We start from the raw sequence: 19,297 nt of genomic DNA on the forward strand, positions 1-19,297 counted from the left end.
GGAAGTGATTCACATGGCCAAGCGCATCGACGTCAGCGGCCTCTCCGCCTACTACGGCGCCCACAAGGCGATCGACGACATCTCGATGACCGTCGAGCCCCGCTCCGTGACGGCCTTCATCGGCCCGTCCGGCTGCGGCAAGTCCACCTTCCTGCGCACCCTGAACCGCATGCACGAGGTCACCCCCGGTGGCCGCGTCGAGGGCAAGGTGATGCTGGACGACGAGAACCTGTACGGGACGAACGTCGACCCGGTCGCCGTCCGCCGCACGGTCGGCATGGTCTTCCAGCGCCCCAACCCCTTCCCCACCATGTCGATCTTCGACAACGTGGCGGCGGGCCTGCGCCTCAACGGCAGCTACAAGAAGTCCCAGCTGAACGACATCGTCGAGCGGTCCCTCAAGGGCGCCAACCTCTGGAACGAGGTCAAGGACCGCCTGAACAAGCCGGGCTCCGGCCTCTCCGGCGGTCAGCAGCAGCGCCTGTGCATCGCCCGCGCCATCGCGGTCGAGCCGGACGTCCTGCTCATGGACGAGCCCTGCTCCGCCCTCGACCCGATCTCCACCCTCGCCATCGAGGACCTGATCGGCGAGCTGAAGGAGCGCTTCACGATCGTCATCGTGACGCACAACATGCAGCAGGCCGCCCGCGTCTCGGACCGCACCGCCTTCTTCAACCTGGCGGCGGTCGGCCAGCCCGGCAAGCTGATCGAGCTGGACGACACCGAGCGCATCTTCTCCAACCCGAGCGTCCAGGCGACCGAGGACTACATCTCCGGCCGCTTCGGATAAACACGTCTGCGGTGCTGCATGGCGGTGCCACCGCATGACGAAGGGCCCGGCTCCCCACAAGGGAAGCCGGGCCCGACCATTTCCTGCGCCCGGTCGTCAGCCGAAGAACAGCCGCACCACGTAGTAGCTCGCCGCGGCGACCAGCGCCGCCGCCGGCATGGTGATGAACCAGCCCATGATGATGTTCTTGGCGACGCCCCAGCGGACCGCGTTGACGCGCTTCGTGGCGCCGACACCCATGATCGCGGAGGTGATGACGTGGGTCGTCGAGATCGGCGCGTGGAAGAGGAACGCCGAGCCGAACATGATCGACGCACCGGTGGTCTCCGCCGCGAAGCCCTGCGGCGGGTCCAGCTCGATGATCTTGCGGCCGAGGGTCCGCATGATGCGCCAGCCGCCCGCGTACGTACCGAGCGAGAGCATCACGGCACAGGCGATCTTCACCCACACCGGGATGTCGTCGCCGGCCTGCTGCACGTCGGCGATGACCAGGGCCATCACCACGATGCCCATGGTCTTCTGCGCGTCCTGCAGACCGTGACCGAGGGCCATGCCGGCCGCCGACACCGTCTGCGCGATGCGGAAGCCGCGCTTGGCCTTGTGCGGGTTGGCCTTGCGGAACATCCACAGGATCGCGCACATGACGAGGTAGCCGGCGATGAGGCCGACCACCGGGGAGATGAACATCGGGATGACGACCTTGTCGAGGACGCCTCCCCAGATCACCTCGGTGCCGCCGGCCAGCGCCGCGCCCACCATGCCGCCGAAGAGGGCGTGCGAGGAGGAGGACGGCAGGCCGAAGTACCAGGTGATGAGGTTCCAGATGATCGCGCCGACGAGCGCGGCGAAGAGGATGCCCATCCCCTTGTCACCGGTCGGGGTCTCGATGAGCCCCTCACTGACGGTCTTGGCGACCCCGCTGCCCATGAAGGCACCGGCGAGGTTCATGACCGCCGCCATGGCGAGCGCGGCCCGGGGGGTCAGCGCCCGGGTCGACACCGAGGTGGCGATGGCGTTGGCGGAGTCGTGGAAGCCGTTCGTATACGTGAAGCCGAGCGCGACACCGATGGTCACGATCAGGGCGAAGGTGTCCACGAAGCTCAGGACTCCTTGACCGCGATGGTCTCCACCGTGTTGGCCACGTGCTCGAACGCGTCGGCCGCCTCTTCCAGCACGTCGACGACCTGCTTCAGCTTCAGCACCTCGATGGCGTCGTACTTGCCGTTGAAGAGGTGGGCGAGCAGCTTGCGGTGGATCTGGTCGGCCTGGTTCTCCAGCCGGTTGACCTCGATCCAGTACTCGGTGAGGTTGTCCATCGTCCGCAGGTTCGGCATCGCCTCGGCGGTCAGCTCGGCCGCGCGGGCCAGGACCTCGATCTGCTGCTCGACACCCTTGGGGAGTTCTTCGATGTTGTAGAGGACGACCAGGTCGACGGCCTCTTCCATGAAGTCCATGATGTCGTCGAGGGACGACGCGAGCGAGTAGATGTCCTCACGGTCGAACGGCGTGATGAAAGAGGAGTTCAGCTGGTGGAAGATCGCGTGGGTGGCGTCGTCGCCGGCGTGCTCCGCTGCCCGCATCCGCTCCGCGATCTCGGCCCGGGCGGAAGGCTCCGCTCCGAGCAGTTCCATCAGGAGCTTGGAGCCCGTGACGATGTTGTCCGCGGACGCGGCGAACATGTCGTAGAAGCTCGTCTCCCTGGGGGTCAGACGAAATCGCACGTGGGGTCCTCGGGGTGCTGGGTTTCGGTCAGGCTGATGCTAGGCGCATCATCCGGCCACGGCTAACCGGCGTCCTCTCAGTGTCGCCCATCAGGCACAGTGAACCTCACGTGCCCCCGCCCGGAACGGCGGGGATCGGTACCATATACCCACGAGGGGTATACACCCCCTTTCTGGACAACGGGAGGACGCGATGACGACCACCGAGACGGACCAGGTCACCCCCGACACCGTCGAGACGGTCGAGCCGGCCGACCACGGGCACGGCGTGCACGGCTACCACAAGCAGAAGGACGAGCACCTCAAGCGGCTCCGCCGGATCGAGGGCCAGATCCGCGGCCTCCAGCGGATGGTCGACGAGGACGTCTACTGCATCGACATACTCACGCAGGTGTCGGCTTCGACGAAGGCGCTCCAGTCCTTCGCGCTCCAGCTCCTCGAGGAGCACCTGCGGCACTGCGTCGCGGACGCGGCGGCCTCCGGCTCGGGCATCGACGAGAAGGTCGAGGAGGCCACGAAGGCCATCGCCCGCATGCTGCGCACCTGACCCGGCCGACACCGGGGCCGCACCCGACCCGTCCGGTCCGGGGACGGCCCCCGGCCCGGCCGCCCCGCGGGCCGTGCCGCCGAACGCCGCGGGGCCGTACCCCGGGGGAACCCCGTACGGCCCGGCCGCCGGATCCCCCTCGTACGGCCCGGTCGTCACAGGTCCCGTACGGCCCGCTCGGCCGCCACGCGCAGGACCTCGTCGATCCGGTCGGCGCTGAGCCGCTCCCCGTCGGCGGCGGCCGACGCCGCGATGATCAGGTCGCCGCACAGTTCGATCTCGGCGAGGGCGACGCAGTCCGGGTCTGCGGGCACGGTTGCTGTACCGGGCGGGGCCACGCGCATCCACCTCTTCCTGCCGGCGTCGGTCTCCCAGCGGTCTCCCAGCGTAGGGAGGGGGCAACGCACCGCGCATGACACGTCCGGACCATTTGCCGATGGTCCGCCCCATCACCCGCCCAGGTCAGGCCTCGATCTTCCCCGTGTAGATGTGCCGCCGGTCCGGCAGCGTCACCTCGACGGGCGCCCCGAACCCGTACAGCAGCGTCGTCGACGCGACGGCGACCGTGCGGCCCTGGTTGCTGAAGCTGAACTGGTGGCGCACCTTCCGCAGCCGCCCCTCCCGGTCCAGGTAGGCGTCGAACGGCACCGTGTCCTCGGCGAACCCTTTCGCCGCCGCGGCGAGCACCCCGCGCAGCTGCGGCGAGGCCGCCCGGGCCGCGTGCGCGATGTCGGCGACGCCCCGGTAGTGGCCGACTTTCACCCCCGCCAGTTCGACCTCGCCGAGGTACGCGACCTCCCGGACGCCCCGCAGCAGCTCGGCCGCCGCGCCGGGGTCGGTGGCGCCGCCGGTGACGAGGTTCCCGTCGTCGAGGGTGGTGGTGTCGACGCGGACCCACTTGTCGGCGGGCACCCCGGCGCCCCGGTTCTTCATGTAGAGGGCGCCGGGGGTGAGGAGCTCGGTGATCGGCCGGTGCTCGCTCGCGCCGGCCGCGTCCTTCGGCAGCACCACCTGGAGCCGGCCGGTGCGGCGCCGGAAGTCGTAGCCGCCCTCGCCCCGGATGGTGACCCGGGTGCCGCCGGACGCCATCTCCATCGAGGTGCTCGCCTTCGAGGTGCCGGCCCGCACCAGCCCGTCGGCCGCGTTCCGCACGGTGAGCAGGGGGTCGCCCACGGGCTTGGGGTCCTCGGGGGCCGCGCACCCGGAGACCGCCGCGGCTCCAGTGAAGGAGCCGACCAGGACGGCGGTGACGGCGAACGCCCCGCTCCTCCGGCCCCGCGGACGCCCGTACGGCTGCACCACCATGTCCTGCCAACCCCCAACGCCTCACCGCTGTTTGCCCGGGACCCGCCCGCCCCCGGCCCCGCGGGCCCGAGGGACACCCGCTCCCCCTAACGACGGTCGGGGCGTGCCGTCACGCGCAGTACGGTGGTGGTGTGCACGCGCAGGCCTCGGCCCACACCACCACGACGACGGAGCGCGGCTCGTTCGCGCTGGCACGGTGCAGCTGCGGCTGGACGGGCCCGGCCCGCAGATCAAGGGACCGCGCGCGCACCGACGCCGCCGAGCACTCCCGTACGAACAAGGACTGAGCCCGGCGCGGACGCGTCCGGGCCGGGCTCTCACGGGCGGCTCGGGCCGCGAGGTCGTGGGCGGCTCAGGCCGCGAGGTCCTTCTGGCAGGTGCCACCGGGGGCCGGGCCGCCGAGCCGGGGCTCGGGGATGCCGACCGCCTCGGGGTGGCGCGCGCCGCCGGCCCGCCGGGAGCGGACCAGCCGGGTGCCGGTGGCGGAGCGGGCGACGGCGGAGACGACCGGGGTCAGCAGGGCCAGTGCCGGCGGGGCGAGGAGCAGGGCGACCGCCGTGCCGAGGGCGAAGCCGCCGATGACGTCGGTCGGGTAGTGGACGCCCATGTAGACGCGGGCGAAGCCCTCGGCGAGGGCGAGGCCGATGGCGGCGAGGCCGAAGCCGCGGTGGGCGACGAAGAGCCCGACGCCGAGGGCCATCGCCAGGGTGGCGTGGTCGCTGACGAACGAGAAGTCGGTCTTCCCGTCCACCAGGACCTCCAGGCCCTTGTGGTCCTTGAAGGGTCTGGGGCGCTCGACGAAGCCGCGGATGGGGATGTTGACGAGGAGTGCGACGCCGGCGGCCAGCGGGGCCCAGACGAGCGCGGTGACGGCCGCGACGGAGTCGGTGGGGGTGCCGCGCCGGCGGACGCTCCACCAGCACCACAGCACCACGAGGACCATCCCGAGCACGATCCCGTACTCGCCGACGAATTCCATGACGCGGTCGAACCACGGCGGAGCGGCCTTGGCCAGTCCGTTGATGTCGTAGAGCAGGCTGACATCGGGGTTCGAACCGTCCGATGCGAGTACAGCCATCTGCTGCGGCCCCTTGCTCTCGTGTCTGTCGTCCAACCCCCGTGGTCAGAGTGGTCGGATCGGGGAACGAACCGCCTGAGGCGTACGTTCCGCTCGCTCCGGTGGATCATGAGGACGTTACCTAAGAGAGACGGTTCTCCGCAGCTCAGGGCCAGTGCATGACGGAGAGTTCCAGCCATGCCCCATACGCCCGAAGGGGCCCGGAAGCCGCCCGACGGCCCCTCTGGCCCCTTTACGCCTGCGGCAGATGGGTCGGCAGCGCCGCGGCGCCGTCCGCGGTGACCCGGGTGGCGCCGAAGTAGTCCGGGGTGTCGATCCGGTCGAAACGGATCACCGCCCCGGTGCGCGGCGCGTCGATCATGTACCCGCCGCCGACGTAGATGCCGACGTGCCGGATGGCCCGCGAGTTGGTCAGGTCGTCCGAGAAGAAGACCAGGTCCCCCGGCAGCAGCTCCTCCCGCGAGGGGTGCGGACCGGCGTTGTACTGGTCGTTGGCGACGCGCGGCAGCCTGATCCCGACGCTCTCGTACGCGGCCTGGGTGAGCCCGGAGCAGTCGAACCGCCCGTTCTGCGCGGCCGTGCCCGTACCGCCCCACAGGTACGGCGTGCCCAGCTTCCCCTGCGCGTAGTGGATCGCCCCCGCGGCCAGCCGGGACGGATCGACCCGCCCAACGGGCCGGGCGAAGCTCTTCTCCAGGGACCGGATGATGCGCACGTAGTTCTGGGTCTCGCTGATCGGCGGCACCCCGCCGTACTTGATGACCCGGTACGCGCCCGCGTTGTACGCGGCCAGCATGTTGTTCGCCGGGTCCCCCGGCACGTCCTTCACGTAGCCGGCGAGTTCGCAGTCGTACGAGGCCGCCGACGGGATCGCGTCCTTCGGGTCCCAGATGTCCCGGTCCCCGTCCCCGTCCCCGTCGATGCCGTGGCCGGCCCAGGTGCCGGGGATGAACTGCGCGATGCCGCGGGCGTCGGCGGAGGACACCGCCCGCGGGTTCCAGCCGCTCTCCTGGTAGAGCTGCGCGGCGAGCAGGGCCGGGTTGATGGCCGGGCAGAGATTGCCCCAGCGCTGCACGAGCCCCTGGTAGAGCGCGGGCACGGACCCCTTGGCCAGCGCCACGGTGCCGTTCGCCGAACTGCCCGCCCCACCGGCGATACCGGCCGCCGCCGAGTACGTACCGACGACGAGCAGCGCGAGGAAACCGAGGCAGACGCCGAGGCTCCCGCCGGCCCACAGCCACGCCTTGCCAGCCCTACGCACCGTCAACCACCCCTCGGTTCATGGCAGTACGCCCCGGCAGCCCAGTCTAGGCGGCGAGGGCCCTCCTGGGGACGTTGCGCGACACCCCGGTCACGCACCGGACGCGTTCGACCGCCGCGGCCCACTGGAACGAACGCTCTAACCACCCCGCCGCGACACGACCTACCCTCGCCCCCATGCAGACCAGCAGCACCCGCGACCGCATCGTCACCGCCGCCTCGCGCCTGATCCGACGCCAGGGCTACACCGGCACCGGCGTCAAGCAGATCGCGAACGAGGCGGACGCCACCCTCGGCTCCGTCTACCACTTCTTCCCCGGCGGGAAGGAAGCCGTCGCCGTCGCGGCCCTCGCCCACGGCCGCGAGGCCTTCGCCGACCTCCTGCGCTCGGCCCTCGACGGCGAGGACGACCCCGCCGCCGCCGTCGACGCCTGCGCCCGCCTGCTGGCCCGCGAACTCCGCGCCTCCGACTGGACCGACGGCTGCCCCGTCACCGCCGCCGCCCTGGAGACCCTCGGCTCCGTCAACCCCATCCAGCGGGCCTGCGCCGACGCCCTCTACTCCTGGCGCAACCTCGTCGCCGACAAGCTCCTCGACTGCGGACTCCCCGACCCCGAGGCCCGCGACCTCGCCGCCACCGTCGTCCACACCCTCGAAGGCGCCCAGGCCACCGCCCAGGCCACCCGCACCGAGGAGCCCCTGCTCCTGGCGGGCCGTCACCTCTCCCGACTGGTCGCCACCTACACCTGACGCCGCCCCAAGAGTGCAACAACGACAATCATTGCCCGGAGTCACCCTCCGTGATACACAGAGTGACCATACGCTTCTTCGCATGAGAAACCGGCCACACCACCGCAGGTCAAGACGGTCAGATCGGTCAAGTGTGCGGGGATCGGGTAAAGAGAGCCGCCAAGCCGTCACACGCGAGCGGTTTCATCAGCGAAGATAGGGCGATGACCCATGCCGTCCGGCAGGGGCAGACAACTACCCAACAGGGGCGGTGAGTTACATGTACCTGGCGGCCGAAAAGGGCGACATCACCACCATCATCGGTGGAATCGCCCCGAACTGGGGGCCTTTCGGGAGCCTGGGCGCCGAAGCCAAGATCATGATCGAGGTCGTGATGGCCGTGGCCATCCTGCTCTGCCTCGGCATCGCCATCTGGGGAGCGGCCAAGCAGCGCATCGGCGCGACCGCACTCCGCGACACGTTCAGCGCGGAACAGGGCAAGGGCCTCATCGTCGCCGGCCTCACCGGCGTCTTCATCATCGGATCACTCGGCACGCTGTTCACCATCGTGTACGGGATGGCCGTCTGATCCCCCGTCGGACCCCATCCATCCGAGGCCATCTGATGCCGCGTTCCCCGATGCCCAGCCATGTTGCAGCACTGCCGTACCCGCGAACGAACGAGGGGGCGTACCCGGCATGAGTCCCGGCGACGAGCACGACAGCTTCGGCGGCGTGGGCGGCTCGGGCCAGACCCGGACCCGCCTGCCCGAGGGCAACAACCGCGACGTCTACGGCGGCGCCCGCCGCCCCGTCCGCAGCTCCCGCTCCCTCATCACGGTCGTGGGCGTGGTGGTCGTCCTCGTCGCCGCCATCGCCTTCGCCAACCGCGGCGGCGGCGCCCCCGCCGACGCCGCCGGCCCCCGCGCCAGAACCCCCGCCGACACCGCCCCCACCTCCGCCACCGGCACCCGCCCCGTCACCGACAGAACCGGCCCCATCCCCACCGGCTACGCCCACGACGACCAGGGCGCCCAAAGCGCGGCAACGAACTACGCGGTGGCACTGGGGTCGGCGGAGATGTTCAACACCGACCGCCGCCGCGAGATCGTCGCCACCGTGACGGACGCCAGCACCCTGGACAAGCTCCAGTCCGGCTACGACGCCGACTACTCACAGGACTTCCTGAAGCAGATCGGCCTCAACGGCGACGGCAGCGCGCCCAGCGGAGCAACGTTCGTCAGTCGTACGATTCCGGTCGGCGCGAAGGTCAAGAGCTACTCCGACGAGTCGGCCGAGGTCGACGTCTGGGCCGTCGGCATGACCGGCCTCACGGGCGCCTCGTCGACCAAGCCGGTCACCCACGGATGGTTCACCGTCAGTTTCAAGCTCAAGTGGAGCGGGTCGGACTGGAAGGTCCTCTCGACCACGCAGACGACGGGGCCCACCCCCGTCAACGGAGACACCCCTGTCTCCGGTTCCGAAGAGATCGCGGACGCAGTCAGGGAATTCGGGGGGTTCACCTATGCGCGCTAGGCCACGTTCCCGTGGGCGTACCGTCCTGTCCTTCCTCGTGGCAGCACAGGTCACGGCGTTCTCCCTGGCATCCCGCGCGACAGCGGCCCCCACACCGCCCGCCACCCCTTCACCCAGCCCGAGCGATGATCGCTGCGCACTGATCTCCGGCCCCGCGCGGAAGTACTGCGTGGACGGCGAGGGGACCGGCGGAGGCGACAAGGACCCGCTCACCGACCCCACGGCCGCCGTGGATCCCCTGAAGTCCTTGGCCCGCGGCTGCGCCGACGCGGCCATCGCCACCATCGACTTCCTCTCGAAGGCGGTGAAGGAAACCGCCGACGTCGACTTCACCAACATGCAGTTCCTCGGCCGCTACGCCATCGTCTTCGCCGCCGCGACCTTCCTCACCCTGCTCCTGTGGCTGCTCGCCGTGGCGAAGCGCGCCGTGCGGGGCGTGCCGCTGACCGTCGCGCTGTCGGAGGCGATCGGGTTCCTGTGGCTGACGGTCCTCGCCTCCGCCTTCACCCCCCTCATCCTCTACACCGTCGTCAACGCCACCGACGCCGTCACCGAGGTCATCGCGTCCGGCACGGGCCAGCAGACCGACGTGTTCTTCGGCAGCTTCAAGCAGGCCCTGCAGAAGGGCGACAGCATCGGCGGCGGCCCGATCATGCTGATCATCGTGTCGCTGGTGACCGTCCTCGCCGCCGGCGTGCTGTACCTGGAGCTGTTCCTCCGCGCCGTGATGCTGTACGTCGGCGCGCTCCTCGGCGTCGTCGTGTACTCGGGCCTCGTCGACAAGAACATGTGGGGCCACGTCCGCCGCTGGGCGGGCATCATGATCGCGGTGATCCTGGTCAAGCCGATCATCGTGATCGTCCTCGGCCTGGCCGGGGCGCTCTCCTCCGGCACGGGCCCCGACTCGTTCTCCGCCGTCGTCTCCGGCCTGGCGATCATCCTGCTCGCCATCTTCGCCTCCGCGATGATCTACCGCTTCGTCCCCGGCTTCGGCGACGAGATCGCCGCCTCCCGCAACAACCGCCTCCACCGCGCGGGCGAGAACGCGGCCGCCGCCGTCATCTCCTCCCCCGCCTCCCTCGTCTCCCAGGGCATCAAGACGCACAGCACCCGCGACAGCGGCGGCGGCCAGGGCGGCCCCCAGGCGGCCCGCCCCGCCAACCCGGTGTCGGGCGGCATGGCGGCCCACAGCAGCCGCGGCGGGAGCGGCGGCGTGACACCGCCGCCGGCACCCCGTAGCAGCAGTCCCACCGCGGGTACCCCGCACAGCAACCGCAAGAACTCTGGAGGTGCAGGGCGTTGACGACCCAGTCCCAGCCGGTCGCGCCCCGCCGTACGTATCTCGTGGGCCGTGCCCGGCCGAACGCGATCGTCGGCAAGAACCGCGAGACCGGCGAGATCGCCCTGATCATCGTCGGCGCCTTCCTCGGCATGATGAGCGGACTCCTCGTCCCCCTCCTCCCCCTGCGGATCGCGCTGCTCGCCGGCCTGCCGATGATCGCGATCGCGGCCGTGTACCTCCCGTACAAGCACCGCACGTTCTACAAGTGGTTCGAGATCAACCGCAGCTACAAGCGGATGCTCAAGCGCGGTACGGCGTACCGCTCCGTCGTCGTCGAGGCCGGCACCCGCCTGGACGGCCGCGAGGTCGAGGTCGGCCCGCCGCCCGGCATCGGCCGGGTCGGCTGGCTCGCCGCCCCCTTCGGGCCCGACGAGATCGCCGTCCTGCTGCACGCCGACCGCCGTACGGTCACCGCCGCCATCGAGATCGAGGGCCCGGGCGTCGGCCTGCGCGACAGCGAGGACCAGGAGGCCCTGGTCGACCGGTTCGGCACCCTCCTGAAGCACGTGGCCAACGGCGACGGCTTCGTGACCCGGCTGCAGATGCTGGCCCGCACCCTGCCCGCCGACCCCGACGCGCACGCCAAGGACGTCGGCCAGCGCGGCGACCCGCACGCGCCCGCGTGGCTCATGGAGTCGTACGACCAGCTCCAGTCGATGGTCTCCACCTCCAGCGAGCAGCACCGCGCCTACCTCGTCGCCTGCATGCACTACACGCGCGAACTCGCCGCCGAGGCCAACGCCATGGCCCGCGCCGCCCGGCACGCCTCCGGAGCCCGCAAGCTGGACCGCGACGCCGGCCTCGCCGTCGTCATGGCCCGCGAGCTCACCGACATCTGCGCCCGCCTCGCCGAGGCCGACATCCGCGTCCGCCAGCCCCTCGGCCAGTCGCGCCTCGCGTCCCTGGTGCACTCCATGTACGACCCGGACCACCCGATCGACCACATCCAGGCCATGACGAAACGAAACGCTTGGCCGGCCGAACTCGACGCGATGGAACCGACGTACCTCCAGGCCAAGACCCGCGAGTCCTCCACCCGCGCCCCCTGGTGCCACGCCACGGCCTGGGTGAAGGAGTGGCCGATGACCCCGGTCGGCGTCAACTTCCTCGCCCCGCTCCTCGTCCACACCCCGGACGTCATCCGCACGGTCGCCGTGACCATGGACCTGGAGCCCACCGAGGTCGCCATCGAGCGCATGCTCACCGAGAAGACCAACGACGAGGCGGACGCCAGCCGCGCCGCCAAGATGAACCGCACGGTCGACCCGCGCGACATCGCCGCCCACGGCCGGCTCGACCAGCGGGGTGAAGATCTCGCCAGCGGCGCTGCGGGAGTGAACCTGGTCGGGTACATCACGGTGTCGTCGCGTTCGCCCGAGGCCCTCGCCCGGGACAAGCGCACGATCAGGGCCTCCGCCGGCAAGTCGTACCTGAAGCTGGAGTGGTGCGACCGCGAGCACCACCGGGCCTTTGTGAACACCTTGCCGTTCGCGACCGGCATCCGCCGCTAGGGCCGAAGGGGCACAGACCGATGCGAGATCCGCTGTCCGTCCTCACCGACGCCTTCACCTCCTTCGTCTTCGGGAAGGTGGAGACGACCCGCCTGCCCGTCCGCACCTCCACCGGGCAGGCGCAGGCCGTCTACCTGCCGACGGCCGCCCCCGGCCTCGGCGACTCCGGCGTCATCATCGGCCGCGAGGTGTACAGCGGGAAGGGCTACATCTACGACCCGTTCCAGCTGTACGGGCAGCAGCTCCCCGCCCCGCACTGGCTGGTCCTCGGCGAGTCCGGCAACGGCAAGTCGGCCCTGGAGAAGACGTACGTGCTCCGCCAGCTCCGCTTCCGGGACCGGCAGGTCGTCGTGCTCGACGCCCAGGGCGAGGACGGCGTCGGCGAATGGAACCTCATCGCGCAGGAGCTGGGGATAACTCCCATCCGGCTCGACCCGATGGTCGCCAACGACTCCGGCATCCGCCTCAACCCCCTCGACCCGTCCATCACCACGACCGGCCAGCTCGCCCTGCTCCGGACGATCATCGAGGTGGCGATGGGCCACGGCCTCGACGAGCGCTCCGGCTTCGCGCTCAAGGTCGCCCACGCCTACGTCACCGAGCACAAGACCGACCGGCAGCCGATCCTCACCGACATCGTCGAGCAACTCCGCCACCCCAAGGCCGAATCGGCCGAGGCGATGAACGTCGACATAGACGACGTACGGGCCTGGGGCCTGGACGTCGCCCTCGTCCTCGACCGCCTCGTCGACGGTGACCTCCGCGGCATGTTCGACGGCCCGACGACCGTCGGCATCGACCTCGACGCGCCGCTGATCGTCTTCGACCTGTCCCACATCGACCGCAACTCCATCGCCATGCCGATCCTCATGGCGATCGTCGGCGTCTGGCTGGAGCACACCTGGATCCGGCCCGACCGGAAGAAGCGCATCTTCCTCGTCGAGGAGGCCTGGCACATCATCAACAGCCCCTTCGTGGCCCAGCTGTTCCAGCGCCTCCTGAAGTTCGGCCGCCGTCTCGGCCTGTCCTTCGTCGCCGTCGTCCACCACCTCTCCGACGTCGTCGACGGAGCGGCCGCCAAGGAGGCCGCGGCGATCCTCAAGATGGCCTCCACCCGGACCATCTACGCCCAGAAGGCCGACGAGGCACGCAACACCGGCCGGGTCCTCGGCCTGCCCCGCTGGGCGGTGGAGATCATCCCGACCCTCACCCCCGGCATCGCCGTCTGGGACGTCAACGGCAACGTGCAGGTGGTCAAACACCTCGTCACCGAGCGGGAACGCCCGCTCGTCTACACCGACCGCGCCATGACCGAGGCCTCGGACCCGAACGCCGACGCGGAACTGGAGTGGGAGACGGAGCAGCGCGCCCTCCTCGTCGAGCAGCAGATCAACGGCTCCTCGCAGTCGACGGTGGCGTAGATGGACACGGCGCGGAAGGGCGGAGGAGTCTCCGACGGGCTGCTGCTCAGCCTCTTCGGCCTCCTCCTCTGCCTCACCGTCCTGGTGTGGACGGCGACCGGCCTCTCCGGCCTCTTCGCGCACGGCGCCTGGCCGCAGGGGGTCGCCTTCACCGGCACCCCCTCGGCCCTCCGCTCCCTCGCCACCGCCCCCACCGACCTCCCCGCGGCCTGGCCCGCCACCCCACCGGGCCAGCTCTCGGGATACGGCCTCTTCTGGGGCCTCCTCATCGGCGAGGCCATGATCCTCCTGGTCCTCGCCGTCTTCGCCCTCGGCACCCTCACCCGCTGGCGCGCCGTCCGCGCCCACCGCAAGGCGGGCACGTACGACCACCCGACCCCCCGCAAGCCCGCGCACGACGCCCCGGAGCCGGTACGAGAGCCGGGCCGGCCCGTACGGGATCGCGCGCAGCCCGTACGCGAAACCCCGGAGCCCGTACAGCCCCCGGCGCCCCGCCGCCCGGCGGAGGAGACCCCCCGGGCCCCGGAACCCCTCCCGGCTCCCACGGAGCTCCCGGAACTCACGGCCCCCGTCACTCCCCCTGGCACCCCCCGCACCGTGTACGGCCCCCCGGAGGCCCGCCGTCCCGCCGCCGTCCAGGCGATCAGGGACGCCGAGGGCCCGGTGCTCGTCGTCACCTCGGATCCCGAGGTCTGGGCGGCGACGAAGGACGCGCGCGGGAAGCTCGGGCCGGTGCTGGTGCACGACACCGGCCATGTGTGCGACACGCCGGCGAGGCTCCACTGGTCGCCGTCCGAGCGGTGCGAGGACCCGGCGGTCGCCCAGGAACGGGCCGTCGCCCTGCTGGCGCCCGTACGCCCGCACTCGCGCCTGGACGCGGCCACCGCCGACACCGCCGAAACGCTCCTGCGGTGCTGGCTGCACGCCGCGGCCGTCGACGGCCGCCCGTTCCGGCAGGTCCTGCGCTGGGCCCAGGGCGCGGGCGCCCACGAGCCGGTACGAATCCTGCGCAGCCACCCCAAGGCCGCCTCCGGCCACGCGGGCCTGCTGGAGTCCGCGCTCACCGCCCACCCGGAAAGCAGGCGCCTGGCACAGGAACTGACGGCCCGTGCGCTGGCGGCGCTCTCCGCTGTCCACATCCGGGAGGCCTGCACCCCGAATCGAACGGATTCGCTGGCGCTCGCATCTTTCGTCGCCGAAGGGGGCACCCTCTACGTGGTGGGAGAGGCGATCGAGGACCCCCGCACCCACCCCGGCGCGATGCCGCTCCTCACGGCGCTCGCCGCAAGCGTGGTCGAGCACGGCCGCCGCATGGCCGCACGGTCATCCGACGGTCGGCTCGACCCACCAATGGCCCTCGTCCTGGACGACGTCGCCGCCGTGGCCCCGATCCCCGGTCTCCCGGAGCTCCTCGCCACCGGCCACACCCAGGGCCTCCCGACCCTGGCCCTGATGCGCTCCCCCGAACAGGCCAGGTCCCGCTGGCCGGAGGACTCGCTCAGCCGCTGAGACCGACGGCAGCCACCGCCCGGACCACCGGCCTCAACCACCGCCCGGCCCCTGCCCGGACCACCGCCCGACCCCCCTCCACCCCGGCCGCGGCCCGACCCGCGGCAGCCTCACTCCGCCGGACGCAGCAGCTCGTACTCCAGCTCGTGCGCGTCCTCCGCACCGTGCAGGGCGACCCGGACACCGGTGTCCGCGAACCCGAGCCGCTTGTACGCCGCCTGGGCCCGGACGTTCTCCCCGTGGACGTACAGCCGCACCCGGGCGATCCGCTGCTCCAGCGACCAGGACCACTCGGCCGCCGCCGCGAACAGCGCGTCGATGACTCCGGAGCCGCGCGCCTCGTCCCGGACGAACACGCCGACGACATGGGCCTGTTCGACCTCCGGGACGTCACCGAAGAACGTCTCCTGGCCGGCCCGCTCCACGAGCACCGACGCCGTGCCCAGCCACCGCCCGTCCGGCGCCTCCGCGACGAACTGGCGCACGCCGCCGGGTCCGTCCTCCGACGCGCCCTCCGTCCGCTCCTGCCAGAAGGAGTCGGGACGCGCGACGGCGTCCTCGTGGGTGTCGAGGAACGCGAGGTGCGCGATCGGGTCCTTCAGCGCCGAGAGCCGCAGCTCCCGGGCCTTCTCCCACTCGTCGGAACGGATCACACGTATCGAGAAGTCCATGCGGAGCATCCTCGCCTGTCCCCACCCGACCGACAAAAGAATTTCCTGGTCAGCGCCCCGCGTCGTACCCCGGTACTACGCCCGCGCCCCGGCTCCCGCCCCCGGTCGGACGAAGGCGGCCCGCCCGCTCCCTACCGTCGGAAGCATGATCCGAGCAGAGAACCTCACGAAGCGGTACGGGGACACCACCGTCGTACGGGACCTCAGCTTCACCGTCCGCCCCGGCACCGTCACCGGCTTCCTCGGCCCCAACGGCGCGGGCAAGTCGACCACCCTCCGCATGCTCCTCGGCCTCGACGCCCCGACGCGCGGCCACGCCACCGTCGACGGCCTCCCCTACGCCGGCCACCCGGCCCCGCTCACCCGGGTCGGCGCGCTCCTCGAAGCCCGCTCCGTACACCCCGGCCGCTCCGCGTACCACCACCTCACGGCGCTCGCCCTCACCCACGGCATCCCCCGCGCGCGCGTGGAGCGGGTCCTCGCCCTCACCGGCCTCACCCAGGTCGCCCGGAAACGCGTCAAGGGCTTCTCCCTCGGCATGGGCCAGCGCCTCGGCATCGCCGCCGCCCTCCTCGGCGACCCGGCCACCGTCGTCCTCGACGAACCGGTCAACGGCCTCGACCCCGAGGGTGTGCTGTGGATCCGCACCCTCCTCAAGTCCCTGGCCGCCGAAGGCCGCACCGTCCTCGTCTCCTCCCACCTCATGAGCGAGATGGCCCTCACCGCCGACCACCTGATCGTCATCGGCAGGGGCCGGCTCCTCGCCGACACCACGGTCGACGAGCTCGTACGGTCCTCGGGCGGCGCCTCCGTCAAGGTCGTCACCCCCGAACCGGACCGGCTGCGCGGCCTGCTCCCCGGCGCCCGGATCACCGCGGAGGCCCCCGACACCCTCCTCGTCACCGGCCCCGACGCCCCGGAGATCGGCCGGACGGCCGCCGCCCACGGCCTCACCCTCCACGAACTCACCCCCAGGGCACCCTCCTTGGAGGAGGCGTTCATGGCCCTCACCCACGACTCCGTCGAGTACCAGGGAGCCCCCGCATGACCACCCCCGCCGCCCCCTACCGCCTCTCCACCGCCCGCGTCCTCCGCTCGGAGTGGCACAAGCTGTGGACGGTCCGCTCCACCTGGACCACCGTCCTCACCGCGGCCGCGATCCTCCTCGGCGTCGGCGTCCTCATGGGCGCCACGTACACCTCCGACGGCGGCGACTCCGACGTCGACACCGTCGTCCTCGTCCTGTACGGCTCCCAGCTCGGCGGCATCGCCCTCGCCGTCCTCGGCATCCTCGTCACCGCCGGCGAGTACGCGACGGGCCTGATCCGCGCCACCCTGACGGCCGTCCCCCGCCGCCTCCCCGTCCTGTGGGCGAAGGCGGCCGTCTACACCGGCGTCGTGTTCACGGTCTCCCTCCTGACCGCCCTGCTGACCTTCCTCACCGCCCAGCTCTTCCTCTCCGACACCGACCAGGCCGCCTCCCTCGCCGACGACGGCGTCCTCGCCGCCGTCGCGGGCAACGCCGCCGGCGTCACCCTCCTCGGCCTGATCGCCCTCGGCCTCGGCGCCGGCCTCCGCTCCGTCCCGGGCGCCATCGGCGCGTTCGTCGGCGGCGTCCTGGTCGTGCCGGAGGTCTTCGGGCTGCTCCCGTACGAGGCGGTGGACACGGCCGTCCGGTACTTCCCCACCCAGGCGGCCGGCGCCCTCGGCTCCGCGACCCCGCTGCCCGGGGCGGCCTCCCCCGGCGCGGCCCTCCTCGCCCTGCTCCTGTGGGCCGCCGCCGCACTCGCCGTGCCCGCACTGTTGCTCGACCGCCGGGACGTATGAGGATGATGACCGGGTGATCACGGAGGAGATACCGCAGCCCACCGGTACCACGGGCCCGAGCCGACAGGTCCAGCGTCTGATCGCCCGGGTCCGGGCCTCCGACGCCCGCCGCCCCCGCCTCTGGGACGCCGCGCTCACCGCCGGCTGGACCGTGGCCGCGCTCGTCGACGCGGCCGGCGGCTGGCGCACCACCGCCCACGACCCAAGCGTCCCGACCTGGCTCGTCGTCACCCTGAGCCTGGCCCTGTCCCTCCCGCTCTTCTGGCGCCGCAGCCACCCCACGACCGCCCTGGCGGTGATGGCCGCCGCCGCGTTCGTCAGCGAGGCGTCCGGAGCCTCCCTCCAGGCCGCCTACCTCCAGACGCTCCCGCTCTTCCACATCGTGCTGAGCCGCCCCACCCGCACCCTGCTCCTGTCCCTCGCCCTCACCCCGCCCCCGCTCGTCGTGAGCGCGATCCGCTTCCCCTCCGGCAGCTGGGACCAGCGCGTCCTCCCCACCCTGTGGGCGTACGCCCTGGTCGAACTCCTCGGCATCGTCGTCCGGTCCCGCCGCGAGCACACCGCCGGCCTCGTCGACCGCGCCCGCCGCCTGGAGATCGAACGCGACCAGGAGGTCCGGCTCGCCGCCGCCGCCGAACGCACCCGCATCGCCCGCGAGATGCACGACATCGTCGGCCACCACCTCTCCGTCATCACCGGCCTCGCCGACGGCGGCCGGTACGCGGCGGCGAGGAACCCCGAGCGCGCCACCCAGGCCCTCGACGCCATCGGCACGACCGGCCGCGAGGCCCTCACCGAACTCCGCCGCCTCCTCGGCGTCCTGCGCGACGACGACCAGGAAGCCGCCCGCGACCCCCAACCCACCCTGGCCGACCTGGACTCCCTGATCACGGGGGTACGCAAGGCGGGCCTGCCGGTCCATCTCGACGCCCGCCCCGCCCCCGCGACCGCCCCGCCGCTCCCCCCGGGCGCCCAGCTGACGATCTACCGCGTCGTCCAGGAGGCCCTGACGAACACCTTGAAGCACGCGGGCGCGGGAGCGACGGCACGGGTGACCCTCACGTACGCCCCCGAGGAGACGCGGACGGAGATCACGGACGACGGCACGGCGAGCACAACACCCGGTCAGGGCCAGGGACTCGTCGGAATGCGCGAACGCGCGGCCCTCTACGACGGCACACTCGAAACCGGCCCCCTGCCGACCGGCGGCTGGGCCGTCACGCTCCGACTCCCCCGGGAAGGCTCCCCCTCGTGACGACCGTTCTCATCGCGGACGACCAGCCGATGCAGCGCTTCGGCTTCCGCATGCTGCTGGAGAGCCAGGACGACATGGCCGTCGTCGGCGAGGCCTCGAACGGCACGGAGGCCGTCCGCCTGGTCGACCGCCACCACCCCGACGTCGTCCTGATGGACATCCGCATGCCCGGCCTCGACGGCATCGAGGCCACCCGCCGCATCATCACCACGGGCGCCCGCACCCGCGTCCTGATCGTCACCACCTTCGACCTCGACGAGTACGCGTACGACGGCCTCCGCGCCGGCGCCAGCGGCTTCCTGGTCAAGGACGCCCAGCCCGAGGAGCTCCTCGCCGGCATCCGCGCGGTCGCGGCCGGCGACGCCGTCGTCGCCCCGAGCCTCACCCGCCGACTCCTGGACGCCTACGTCCACCACCTCCCGCCGTCCCCCGCGGCCGCCGGCGCCCCCCGCCCCGACGATCCCCGCCTCGCCGCCCTCACCGACCGCGAACGCGAGATCCTCACCGTCATCGGCCAGGGCTGGAGCAACACCGAGATCGCCGAGCGCCTCCACCTCGCCGAATCCACCGTCAAAACCCACGTCGGCCGCATCCTCGCCAAAACCGGCACCCGCGACCGCGTCCAAGCGGTGATCCTCGCCTACGACACCCAACTCGTGGCACCGGCCTGAGAACGCAAAAATGCCTCAACCCCCGGACAATGTCCGGGGGTTGAGGCTAATGATTGTTCGGCGGCGTCCTACTCTCCCACAGGGTCCCCCCTGCAGTACCATCGGCGCTGAAAGGCTTAGCTTCC

21 protein-coding genes are annotated in these 19,297 nt (G+C 71.7%); 14 read left to right on the top strand and 7 right to left on the bottom strand.

What is annotated here, in order from left to right; translation table 11 throughout:
- Nucleotides 1–13 precede the first annotated feature (13 nt).
- A complete protein-coding gene (pstB, locus tag ACIQFX_RS37325; protein ID WP_376487454.1) occupies nt 14–790 on the top strand; it encodes a phosphate ABC transporter ATP-binding protein PstB in 777 nt (258 codons plus the stop codon).
- A gap of 96 nt (nt 791–886) precedes the next feature.
- On the opposite strand, the gene ACIQFX_RS37330 is transcribed toward pstB, so the two are convergent.
- Both ACIQFX_RS37330 and ACIQFX_RS37335 read right to left on the bottom strand, forming a co-directional pair.
- Nucleotides 887–1,885: an anion permease gene (locus tag ACIQFX_RS37330; protein WP_402472619.1), complete on the bottom strand. Its 999-nt coding sequence runs from the start codon at nt 1,883–1,885 to the stop codon at nt 887–889.
- A 5-nt stretch (nt 1,886–1,890) separates the two neighbouring features.
- On the bottom strand, nt 1,891–2,511 hold the full coding sequence (locus ACIQFX_RS37335) for a DUF47 domain-containing protein (protein WP_030495503.1): 621 nt from the start codon (nt 2,509–2,511) through the stop codon (nt 1,891–1,893).
- A gap of 193 nt (nt 2,512–2,704) precedes the next feature.
- On the opposite strand from ACIQFX_RS37335, the gene ACIQFX_RS37340 reads away from it, so the two are divergent.
- Nucleotides 2,705–3,058, top strand: a complete 354-nt coding sequence (locus ACIQFX_RS37340; RefSeq protein ID WP_376487449.1) for a metal-sensitive transcriptional regulator — start codon at nt 2,705–2,707, stop codon at nt 3,056–3,058.
- Nucleotides 3,059–3,213: 155 nt separating this feature from the next.
- Here ACIQFX_RS37340 and ACIQFX_RS37345 read toward each other — a convergent pair whose 3' ends face one another.
- Nucleotides 3,214–3,402, bottom strand: coding sequence for a hypothetical protein (locus tag ACIQFX_RS37345; protein ID WP_402472621.1), 189 nt, complete (start codon nt 3,400–3,402; stop codon nt 3,214–3,216).
- A gap of 118 nt (nt 3,403–3,520) precedes the next feature.
- A complete protein-coding gene (locus tag ACIQFX_RS37350; protein WP_402472623.1) occupies nt 3,521–4,363 on the bottom strand; it encodes a hypothetical protein in 843 nt (280 codons plus the stop codon).
- A gap of 131 nt (nt 4,364–4,494) precedes the next feature.
- Between ACIQFX_RS37350 and ACIQFX_RS37355 the strand changes: the two genes are divergently transcribed.
- Nucleotides 4,495–4,650: a hypothetical protein gene (locus ACIQFX_RS37355; protein WP_402472626.1), complete on the top strand. Its 156-nt coding sequence runs from the start codon at nt 4,495–4,497 to the stop codon at nt 4,648–4,650.
- A 65-nt stretch (nt 4,651–4,715) separates the two neighbouring features.
- Here the strand turns inward: ACIQFX_RS37355 and ACIQFX_RS37360 are convergent, their stop codons facing one another.
- Both ACIQFX_RS37360 and ACIQFX_RS37365 read right to left on the bottom strand, forming a co-directional pair.
- Nucleotides 4,716–5,441 carry a phosphatase PAP2 family protein gene (locus ACIQFX_RS37360; RefSeq protein WP_402472629.1) on the bottom strand — a complete coding sequence of 242 codons (726 nt, stop codon included), beginning with the start codon at nt 5,439–5,441 and terminating at the stop codon, nt 4,716–4,718.
- Between the two features lie 232 nt (nt 5,442–5,673).
- Nucleotides 5,674–6,702, bottom strand: a complete 1,029-nt coding sequence (locus ACIQFX_RS37365) for an NlpC/P60 family protein (protein ID WP_402472631.1) — start codon at nt 6,700–6,702, stop codon at nt 5,674–5,676.
- A gap of 176 nt (nt 6,703–6,878) precedes the next feature.
- Here ACIQFX_RS37365 and ACIQFX_RS37370 point away from each other — a divergent pair, with 176 nt between their 5' ends.
- From ACIQFX_RS37370 to ACIQFX_RS37400, 7 genes are all read left to right on the top strand, one after another.
- A complete protein-coding gene (locus ACIQFX_RS37370; protein WP_402472634.1) occupies nt 6,879–7,451 on the top strand; it encodes a TetR/AcrR family transcriptional regulator in 573 nt (190 codons plus the stop codon).
- Between the two features lie 259 nt (nt 7,452–7,710).
- A complete protein-coding gene (locus ACIQFX_RS37375) occupies nt 7,711–8,019 on the top strand; it encodes a hypothetical protein (protein ID WP_017242359.1) in 309 nt (102 codons plus the stop codon).
- Between the two features lie 109 nt (nt 8,020–8,128).
- Entirely contained in the window at nt 8,129–8,965 is an 837-nt protein-coding gene (locus ACIQFX_RS37380; protein ID WP_402472635.1) for a hypothetical protein, read from the top strand.
- Nucleotides 8,955–10,268, top strand: a complete 1,314-nt coding sequence (locus tag ACIQFX_RS37385; protein WP_402472638.1) for a hypothetical protein — start codon at nt 8,955–8,957, stop codon at nt 10,266–10,268. The genes ACIQFX_RS37380 and ACIQFX_RS37385 overlap by 11 nt, the downstream gene beginning before the upstream one ends.
- Nucleotides 10,265–11,818 carry an SCO6880 family protein gene (locus ACIQFX_RS37390; protein WP_402472641.1) on the top strand — a complete coding sequence of 518 codons (1,554 nt, stop codon included), beginning with the start codon at nt 10,265–10,267 and terminating at the stop codon, nt 11,816–11,818. Before ACIQFX_RS37385 ends, ACIQFX_RS37390 begins: the two co-directional genes overlap by 4 nt.
- Nucleotides 11,819–11,838: 20 nt before the next feature.
- The gene (locus tag ACIQFX_RS37395; protein WP_402472643.1) at nt 11,839–13,239 is read left to right on the top strand and encodes an ATP-binding protein; all 1,401 of its coding nucleotides are present in this window, start codon (nt 11,839–11,841) and stop codon (nt 13,237–13,239) included.
- Nucleotides 13,240–14,748, top strand: a complete 1,509-nt coding sequence (locus tag ACIQFX_RS37400; RefSeq protein ID WP_402472646.1) for a type VI secretion protein — start codon at nt 13,240–13,242, stop codon at nt 14,746–14,748.
- 110 nt (nt 14,749–14,858) lie between these two features.
- Here ACIQFX_RS37400 and ACIQFX_RS37405 read toward each other — a convergent pair whose 3' ends face one another.
- Complete coding sequence (locus ACIQFX_RS37405; protein ID WP_402472648.1) at nt 14,859–15,419, bottom strand: GNAT family N-acetyltransferase; 561 nt, start codon at nt 15,417–15,419, stop codon at nt 14,859–14,861.
- A 145-nt stretch (nt 15,420–15,564) separates the two neighbouring features.
- On the opposite strand from ACIQFX_RS37405, the gene ACIQFX_RS37410 reads away from it, so the two are divergent.
- Genes ACIQFX_RS37410 through ACIQFX_RS37425 form a run of 4 tightly spaced genes read left to right on the top strand, consistent with a single transcriptional unit; the run spans nt 15,565 to nt 19,172 of the window.
- Entirely contained in the window at nt 15,565–16,467 is a 903-nt protein-coding gene (locus ACIQFX_RS37410; RefSeq protein ID WP_402472651.1) for an ATP-binding cassette domain-containing protein, read from the top strand.
- Nucleotides 16,464–17,246 (top strand): ABC transporter permease, encoded by a 783-nt coding sequence (locus ACIQFX_RS37415; RefSeq protein ID WP_402472653.1) that lies wholly within the window; start codon nt 16,464–16,466, stop codon nt 17,244–17,246. The genes ACIQFX_RS37410 and ACIQFX_RS37415 overlap by 4 nt, the downstream gene beginning before the upstream one ends.
- Nucleotides 17,247–17,259: 13 nt before the next feature.
- Complete coding sequence (locus tag ACIQFX_RS37420) at nt 17,260–18,501, top strand: sensor histidine kinase (RefSeq protein WP_402472655.1); 1,242 nt, start codon at nt 17,260–17,262, stop codon at nt 18,499–18,501.
- Nucleotides 18,498–19,172, top strand: a complete 675-nt coding sequence (locus tag ACIQFX_RS37425; RefSeq protein ID WP_402472657.1) for a response regulator — start codon at nt 18,498–18,500, stop codon at nt 19,170–19,172. Before ACIQFX_RS37420 ends, ACIQFX_RS37425 begins: the two co-directional genes overlap by 4 nt.
- Nucleotides 19,173–19,297: the final 125 nt, after the last annotated feature.

Origin of the sequence: Streptomyces sp. NPDC093089 (assembly GCF_044754405.1) — a bacterium.
GTDB lineage: Bacteria > Actinomycetota > Actinomycetes > Streptomycetales > Streptomycetaceae > Streptomyces.

Excerpts from the sequence above, each read along its gene's own strand:
- pstB (WP_376487454.1), top strand. The coding sequence starts at position 14 with ATGGCCAAGCGCATCGACGTCAGCGGCCTCTCCGCCTACTACGGCGCC.
- ACIQFX_RS37340 (WP_376487449.1), top strand. The coding sequence starts at position 2,705 with ATGACGACCACCGAGACGGACCAGGTCACCCCCGACACCGTCGAGACG.
- ACIQFX_RS37345 (WP_402472621.1), bottom strand. The coding sequence starts at position 3,402 with ATGCGCGTGGCCCCGCCCGGTACAGCAACCGTGCCCGCAGACCCGGAC.
- ACIQFX_RS37350 (WP_402472623.1), bottom strand. The coding sequence starts at position 4,363 with ATGGTGGTGCAGCCGTACGGGCGTCCGCGGGGCCGGAGGAGCGGGGCG.
- ACIQFX_RS37360 (WP_402472629.1), bottom strand. The coding sequence starts at position 5,441 with ATGGCTGTACTCGCATCGGACGGTTCGAACCCCGATGTCAGCCTGCTC.
- ACIQFX_RS37370 (WP_402472634.1), top strand. The coding sequence starts at position 6,879 with ATGCAGACCAGCAGCACCCGCGACCGCATCGTCACCGCCGCCTCGCGC.
- ACIQFX_RS37375 (WP_017242359.1), top strand. The coding sequence starts at position 7,711 with ATGTACCTGGCGGCCGAAAAGGGCGACATCACCACCATCATCGGTGGA.
- ACIQFX_RS37380 (WP_402472635.1), top strand. The coding sequence starts at position 8,129 with ATGAGTCCCGGCGACGAGCACGACAGCTTCGGCGGCGTGGGCGGCTCG.
- ACIQFX_RS37385 (WP_402472638.1), top strand. The coding sequence starts at position 8,955 with ATGCGCGCTAGGCCACGTTCCCGTGGGCGTACCGTCCTGTCCTTCCTC.
- ACIQFX_RS37395 (WP_402472643.1), top strand. The coding sequence starts at position 11,839 with ATGCGAGATCCGCTGTCCGTCCTCACCGACGCCTTCACCTCCTTCGTC.
- ACIQFX_RS37400 (WP_402472646.1), top strand. The coding sequence starts at position 13,240 with ATGGACACGGCGCGGAAGGGCGGAGGAGTCTCCGACGGGCTGCTGCTC.
- ACIQFX_RS37405 (WP_402472648.1), bottom strand. The coding sequence starts at position 15,419 with ATGGACTTCTCGATACGTGTGATCCGTTCCGACGAGTGGGAGAAGGCC.
- ACIQFX_RS37410 (WP_402472651.1), top strand. The coding sequence starts at position 15,565 with ATGATCCGAGCAGAGAACCTCACGAAGCGGTACGGGGACACCACCGTC.
- ACIQFX_RS37415 (WP_402472653.1), top strand. The coding sequence starts at position 16,464 with ATGACCACCCCCGCCGCCCCCTACCGCCTCTCCACCGCCCGCGTCCTC.